We start from the raw sequence: 6,681 nt of genomic DNA on the forward strand, positions 1-6,681 counted from the left end.
CTCAGGAGATTCACAGGAAGGGGCAAGAACGCTCTCAGGGGCGGCCGCCAGCGTGGGGTCATGACCGCGACGACCACCTCTCACGCGTCCACGTCCACCGGCAACCCCACGGCCCTGCTGCGGCCCGACGGCGGACCCTGCCGGGTCCTCGTCGTCGACGACGAGGCCTCGCTCTCCGAGCTGCTCTCCATGGCCCTGCGCTACGAGGGCTGCGAGGTCCGCAGCGCGGGCGACGGGGCGGGCGCCGTCCGGGCCGCGCGGGAGTTCCGGCCGGACGTGGTGGTCCTCGACATCATGCTCCCGGACATGGACGGGCTGGCCGTCCTGGGACGGCTGCGCCGTGAGATCCCGCAGGTCCCGGTGCTGTTTCTGACCGCCAAGGACTCCGTCGAGGACCGCATCGCGGGCCTGACGGCGGGCGGCGACGACTACGTCACCAAGCCGTTCAGCCTGGAGGAGGTCGTGGCCCGGCTGCGCGGGCTGGTGCGCCGCTCCGGCGCCGCGCAGGCCGCCCGCGGCGGCTCGGTCCTGACCGTCGGCGACCTGCGCCTCGACGAGGACAGCCACGAGGTGGTCCGGGGCGGGCAGGAGGTCCACCTGACCGCCACCGAGTTCGAGCTGCTGCGCTACCTGATGCGCAACCCGCGCCGGGTGCTCAGCAAGGCGCAGATCCTGGACCGGGTGTGGTCCTACGACTTCGGCGGCCAGGCCAACGTGGTGGAGCTCTACATCTCCTACCTGCGCCGGAAGCTGGAGGGCGGCACCGGTCTGCCGCCGATGATCCACACCCGGCGCGGCGCCGGCTACCTGATCAAGCCGGCCGACTAGTGGTCCTCCGGCGCCCCTGGTCGCTGCGGACGCGGCTGGTCGTCTCGGCGGTGGCGCTGATCGCCGTCGTGGGCGCGGCCATCGGCACCGTCACCACCCTCGCCATGCGCTCCCGCCTGGTCGGAGAGCTCGACAAGCAGCTGACCACCTCCGTCGAGATGGCCGTCCGGGGCCCTGGCGCGGCCAAGGCGGCCCGCGACGCCGGCCTCGGCTTCGTCTTCGCCCCCGGCTCCCCGATGGGCGCCACCGGGATCCGCCTCGACGCGGCGGGCACGGTGATCGGCGGCGCCCGGATCGTCCCCGTGTCCGGCCAGAACCTCGACCACCGCGAGTTGCTCACCGAAGCCCAGACCGGCGCCCTAGCGGCGGTCGCCCGCAAGGCCGGCCACGGCGGCCGCACCGAACCCGTGGACGCGGACCTGCCCGGCCTCGGCGCCTACCGGGTCGTGGCCTCCCCCGACGGCACCCTGGTGCTCGCCTTCCCGCTCCAGGGGGTGGACTCCACCGTGCGCACTCTGATCGCCGTCGAGGTCTGCGTCACCCTGGCCGGACTGATCGCCGCCTCGCTCGCCGGGCAGGCCCTGGTGGGGGTCGCCCTGCGCCCGCTGCGCCGGGTCGCCGCCACCGCCACCCGGGTGTCCGAACTCCCCCTGCACAGCGGCGAGCCCGCCCTGCACGAGCGGGTCCCGGACGCCGAGGCCGACCCCCGCACCGAGGTGGGGCAGGTCGGTGCCGCCCTCAACCGGATGCTGGGGCACGTCTCCTCCGCGCTGACGGCGCGCCAGCAGAGCGAGACGCAGGTCCGGCAGTTCGTCGCCGACGCCTCCCACGAGCTGCGCACCCCGCTCGCCTCCATCCGGGGCTACGCCGAACTCACCCGCCGGGGACGGGAGGAGCCCGGCCCTGACACCCGGCACGCCCTGGGCCGGATCGAGTCCGAGGCCACCCGGATGACCGGGCTGGTCGAGGACCTGCTGCTGCTGGCCCGGCTGGACGCGGGACGCCCGCTGTCCTTCGAGGACACCGACCTGGCCCCGCTCGTCGTCGACGCCGTCAGCGACGCCCGTGCGGCGGGCCCCGGCCACCACTGGCGCCTCTCCCTCCCCGACGAGCCCGCACCCGTCCGCGCCGACGCGGCACGGGTCCAGCAGGTCCTGGTGAACCTCCTCGCCAACGCCCGCACCCACACCCCGCCCGGCACCACCGTCACCGCCCATGTTTCACGTGAAACATCCGCAGTCCGGCTGCGGATCGAGGACGACGGACCCGGGATCCCGCCCGAGCTGCTGCCCCACGTCTTCGAGCGCTTCGCCCGGGGCGACGCCTCCCGGTCCCGCGCGGCGGGATCGACCGGGCTCGGCCTCGCCATCGTCCAGGCAGTGGTCGGCGCGCACGACGGACGGGTCGGCGTACGCAGCGAGCCGGGCCGGACCTGCTTCGAGGTGCTGCTCCCGCTCGCGGCCCACGACCCCGGCACGCACTCACAGACGGCGCACAGGCTCACCACACCGAGGTGACAGGGCGCCCGGCGAGGGTCGGAACATGCCAACCGACACCTCTCCCGACGCCCTCCCGGCCCGGGCGCCGCTCGCGTCCGCGCCCGGCGAGCCCGTACTCGACGTGGTGATCCCGGTCTTCAACGAGGAGAAGGACCTCGGCCCCTGTGTCCGCCGGCTCCACGCACACCTCACCCGCACGTTCCCGTACGCCTTCCGCATCACCATCGCCGACAACGCCAGCACCGACCGCACCCCCGAGGTCGCGGCCGGGCTCGCCGCCTCGGTCGAAGGAGTACGCAGCTTCCGGCTGGAGGAGAAGGGCCGCGGGCGGGCCCTGCGCACCGTCTGGTCGCGCTCGGAGGCTCCCGTCCTCGCGTACATGGACGTGGACCTCTCCACCGATCTGAACGCGCTGCTGCCGCTGGTGGCCCCGCTCATCTCCGGCCACTCCGACCTGGCCATCGGCACCCGGCTGGCCCGCTCCTCGCGGGTCGTACGGGGAGCCAAGCGGGAGTTCGTCTCGCGGGCCTACAACCTGCTGCTGCGTTCCTCCCTCGCCGCCCGGTTCAGCGACGCCCAGTGCGGGTTCAAGGCCATCCGGCGCGAGGTGGCGGAGCGGCTGCTGCCGCTGGTGGAGGACACCGGCTGGTTCTTCGACACCGAGATGCTGGTACTGGCCGAGCGGGCGGGTCTGCGGATCCACGAGGTGCCGGTGGACTGGGTGGACGATCCCGACTCCACGGTCCACATCGTGAAGACCGCCACCGAGGACCTGAAGGGCGTCTGGCGGGTGGGCCGGGCGCTGGCGGTCGGAGCGCTCCCGCTCGACCGGCTCGCCCGCCCCTTCGGTGACGACCCGCGCGACCGCACGGCCCTGCCCGGGGTACCGCGCGGGCTGGCCCGCCAGCTGCTCGGCTTCTGCGTGGTCGGGGTGCTGTCCACCCTGTGCTACCTCGCCCTGTACTCGCTCTTCAGGCTTGGCTCCGGGCCGCAGACCGCCAACGCGGCCGCCCTGCTGCTCTCCGCCGTGGCCAACACCGCCGCCAACCGGCGGCTCACCTTCGGTGTCCGGGGCCGCGACCGGGCCGTCCGCCACCAGGCCCAGGGGCTCGTGGTCTTCGCCATCGGACTGGCCCTGACCAGCGGTTCGCTCGCCGCCCTCGACGCGGCCACCGCGAGCCCCGCCCACAGCACCGAGCTGGCCGTCCTGATCACCGCCAACCTCGCCGCCACCGTGCTGCGGTTCCTGCTCTTCCGCGCCTGGGTCTTCCCCGAGCGGCGCACCACTCCCGTGAAGGACGACCACCGATGACCACAGCCCCAGCCCCCTTCGACTCCCCCTTCCCCGAGCGGCCGCCCGCCGCGGCCGCGAGTACCGCCGCGCACCGGGCCGGCGCCGTGCGGCCGCGCTGGGAGCGGCCCGCGTACGCGGCGCTGCTGCTCGCCACCGCCGTGCTGCTGCTGTGGAACCTGGGAGCGTCCGGTTACGCCAACTCCTTCTACTCCGCCGCCGTACAGGCCGGTTCGGAGAGCTGGAAGGCCTTCTTCTTCGGCTCCTCCGACGCCGGGAACTCCATCACCGTCGACAAGCCCCCGGCCGCCCTGTGGCCGATGGCGCTGTCCGTCCGGCTGTTCGGGCTCGGCTCCTGGCAGATCCTCGTACCCCAGGCCCTGATGGGCGTCGGCACCACCGCCGTGCTGTACGCGGCAGTGCGGCGCCAGTTCGGGGCCGGGGCCGCCCTGCTGAGCGGTGCCGCCTTCGCGCTCACGCCCGTGGCCGCGCTGATGTTCCGCTTCAACAACCCGGACGCGCTGCTGACGCTGCTGCTGACCGTCACCGTGTACTGCGTGCTCCGGGCCCTGGACGGGGCGCGGACGGGCTGGCTGGTGGCGGCCGGCGCGGCGATCGGCCTGGGCTTCCTGACGAAGACCTTGCAGGCCTTCGTCATCCTGCCGCCGCTGGCCCTGCTGTACGCGGTCTGCGCGCCGACCCGGCTGCGCCGCAGGCTCGGGCAGCTGCTGCTCGCCGGGCTGGCGGCGGTGGTGTCCGGCGGCTGGTGGGTGGCCGTGGTGGAGCTGTGGCCCGCCTCCTCCCGCCCGTACATCGGCGGCTCGCAGAACAACTCCTTCCTGGAGCTCACCTTCGGCTACAACGGCCTCGGCCGGCTGAACGGCAACGAGACGGGCAGCGTCGGCGGCGGGCGGTCCATGACCGGAGGGGCCGGGGCGTACGGGATGCCCGAGGGAGGCCCCGGCCTCAGGGGCGGCGGCTGGGGGGAGACCGGCATAGACCGGCTGTTCTCGGCGAACGTGGGCGGCCAGATCTCCTGGCTGCTGCCGGCGGCGCTGGTGCTGCTGGTGGCCGGGCTGGTGGTCACCTGGCGGGCCCGCAGGGCCACCGACTCCCTGGAGGGCATGGCCCGCGCGGCGTTCCTCGCCTGGGGCGGCTCGCTGCTGATCACCGTGCTCGTCTTCAGCTACATGCAGGGCATCTTCCACGAGTACTACACCGTCGCGCTCGCGCCCTTCGTGGCCGCTCTGGTCGGCATGGGCACTGCCGTGCTCTGGGAGGAGCGGGGCGGGAAGGCCGCCGCGCTCACCCTGTCCGGGACGCTGGCCCTGACCGCCGTCTGGTCGTACGTACTCCTCGGCCGTTCCTCCGGCTACCTGCCGTGGCTGCGCTGGGCGGTACTGGCCGGGGGCCTGCTGGCCGCCGCCCTGCTGCCGTTCGCGGCCCGTTTCGGGCGCCGGGTGCTGCTGGCGACGGCCGCGCTGGGGCTGGGCGCGGCCCTGGCGGGTCCGCTCGCGTACTGCCTGACCACCGTCGGCACGGGCCACACCGGGTCCATCCCGACGGCCGGCCCGGCGGTGGCCGGCGGGCGGGGCGGCCCGGGCGGGATGCGCTTCGGCCCCGGCGCCGAGCAGTTCCGGGGCGTCCCGGGAGGCACCGCCGGCCAGGGCGCGCAGGGCGGGTTCCCCGGTGGAGCGCCGCAGGGCGGCGGCCCGATGGGCGGCCCGGGTGCGGTGCGGCCGAACGGCGGTGCCCAGGGCGGATTCCCCGGCGGCCAAGGAGTCCCGGGCGGCGCCCCGGGCGGCGTCCCGGGCGGCCGTGAGGGCCTGGGCTTCGCCGGCGGCGGTCCCGGCGGGCTGCTGGGCGGCACCAAGGTCGGCGCGGACGCCAAGGCCGCGCTGAGCACCGGCGCCGACCGCTACACCTGGGCGGCGGCCACCGTCGGCTCCCAGAACGCGGCGAGTTACCAGCTGGCCTCCGGCGCCCCCGTGATGCCGATCGGCGGCTTCAACGGCAGCGATCCCTCGCCCACGCTGGAGCAGTTCAAGGAGTACGTGAAGGCGGGGAAGATCCACTGGTTCATCGCCCAGGGCGGCCTCGACGGCGCCTCCGGCGAGGGGGGTGCGGGTACGAACCGGCCCGGGGGCACGGGAGGTCCCGGCGGGGCGGCGGGCTCGGCCATCGACAGCTGGGTGAAGGCGAACTTCAAGGCCACCACCATCGGCGGAGCCACCTTCTACGACCTGACGACCCCCTAGCATCAAGAGGGCGGACCGGGCATTCCGGGCCGATCCCCTTGTGGTGAGGAGGGTGCCTCCATGGTGACCGAGGCTGATCCGGGCGAGGCCAGGACCAGTGTGTGGCTGGGCGCCAGAGCCGGCGCCCCCGGCAGACGCCGCAGTGAGGCGCCCTCGGGCCTGGACCGGGACCGGATCACCGCCGCCACCGTGCGGCTGCTGGACGCGGAGGGGCTCGGCCGGTTCTCGATGCGCCGGCTGGCCGCCGAGCTGGGGGTCACCGCGATGTCCCTGTACTGGTACGTGGACACCAAGCACGACCTGCTCGAACTGGCCCTGGACAGTGCCCTGGGCCAGCAGCGGCTGCCGGCCGGCCCGTCCCCCGGGGAGGGCTGGCCGGCCCGGCTGCGGACCCTGGCCTGCGGCTACCGGCAGCTGCTGGCGGAGCATCCGTGGGTGGCCCCGCTCAGCGTCGCCTACCCGAACATCGGCCCGCACGCGCGAGCCTTCGACGCGGCCCTGCACCGGCTGCTGGAGTCCACCGGCCTGGTGGACGCCGCCCGGACGGGCGCGCACCTGGCCGTCTCCCAGTTCCTCTGCGGCTGCGCCCTGAACGGCTGCGGCGGCACGGTCCGGCGGGCGCCCGAGGCGGAGTTCGCCCTGGCCCTCGACGTCCTGATCGCAGGGATCGAGGCCAAGGCCGCGCACACGGCGAAGGCCCGGGGGGGGGGGGGGGGGGGGGGGGGGGGGGGGGGGGGGGGGGGGGGGGGGGGGGTTGGGGGTTGCGTGTGGGTTTCTGTCCTCGGTGGTGGCTGGCGTGGGGAGT

Annotated in this window: 5 protein-coding genes; all 5 read left to right on the forward strand. The window is 74.9% G+C overall.

All coding sequences use genetic code 11. From position 1 onward, the window contains the following. Nucleotides 1-60 precede the first annotated feature (60 nt). Nucleotides 61-828, forward strand: coding sequence for a response regulator transcription factor (locus AC07A6_RS06845; protein ID WP_362456462.1), 768 nt, complete (start codon nt 61-63; stop codon nt 826-828). After that, nucleotides 828-2,345: a sensor histidine kinase gene (locus AC07A6_RS06850; RefSeq protein WP_362456459.1), complete on the forward strand. Its 1,518-nt coding sequence runs from the start codon at nt 828-830 to the stop codon at nt 2,343-2,345. The genes AC07A6_RS06845 and AC07A6_RS06850 overlap by 1 nt, the downstream gene beginning before the upstream one ends. 25 nt (nt 2,346-2,370) lie before the next feature. Then, on the forward strand, nt 2,371-3,639 hold the full coding sequence (locus AC07A6_RS06855) for a bifunctional glycosyltransferase family 2/GtrA family protein (protein WP_478776336.1): 1,269 nt from the start codon (nt 2,371-2,373) through the stop codon (nt 3,637-3,639). Continuing rightward, complete coding sequence (locus AC07A6_RS06860) at nt 3,636-5,876, forward strand: glycosyltransferase family 39 protein (RefSeq protein ID WP_478776337.1); 2,241 nt, start codon at nt 3,636-3,638, stop codon at nt 5,874-5,876. Before AC07A6_RS06855 ends, AC07A6_RS06860 begins: the two co-directional genes overlap by 4 nt. Before the next feature lie 60 nt (nt 5,877-5,936). Beyond that, nucleotides 5,937-6,681: TetR/AcrR family transcriptional regulator (locus tag AC07A6_RS06865; RefSeq protein ID WP_478776338.1), on the forward strand; the 745-nt coding region annotated here is incomplete at its 3' end.

The sequence above is a fragment of the Streptomyces sp. NPDC044002 genome (genome assembly GCF_056434525.1).

Bases quoted from the DNA above. Each gene is read 5' to 3' on its own strand.
- AC07A6_RS06845 (WP_362456462.1), top strand. From the start codon at position 61: ATGACCGCGACGACCACCTCTCACGCGTCCACGTCCACCGGCAACCCC.
- AC07A6_RS06855 (WP_478776336.1), top strand. From the start codon at position 2,371: ATGCCAACCGACACCTCTCCCGACGCCCTCCCGGCCCGGGCGCCGCTC.
- AC07A6_RS06860 (WP_478776337.1), top strand. From the start codon at position 3,636: ATGACCACAGCCCCAGCCCCCTTCGACTCCCCCTTCCCCGAGCGGCCG.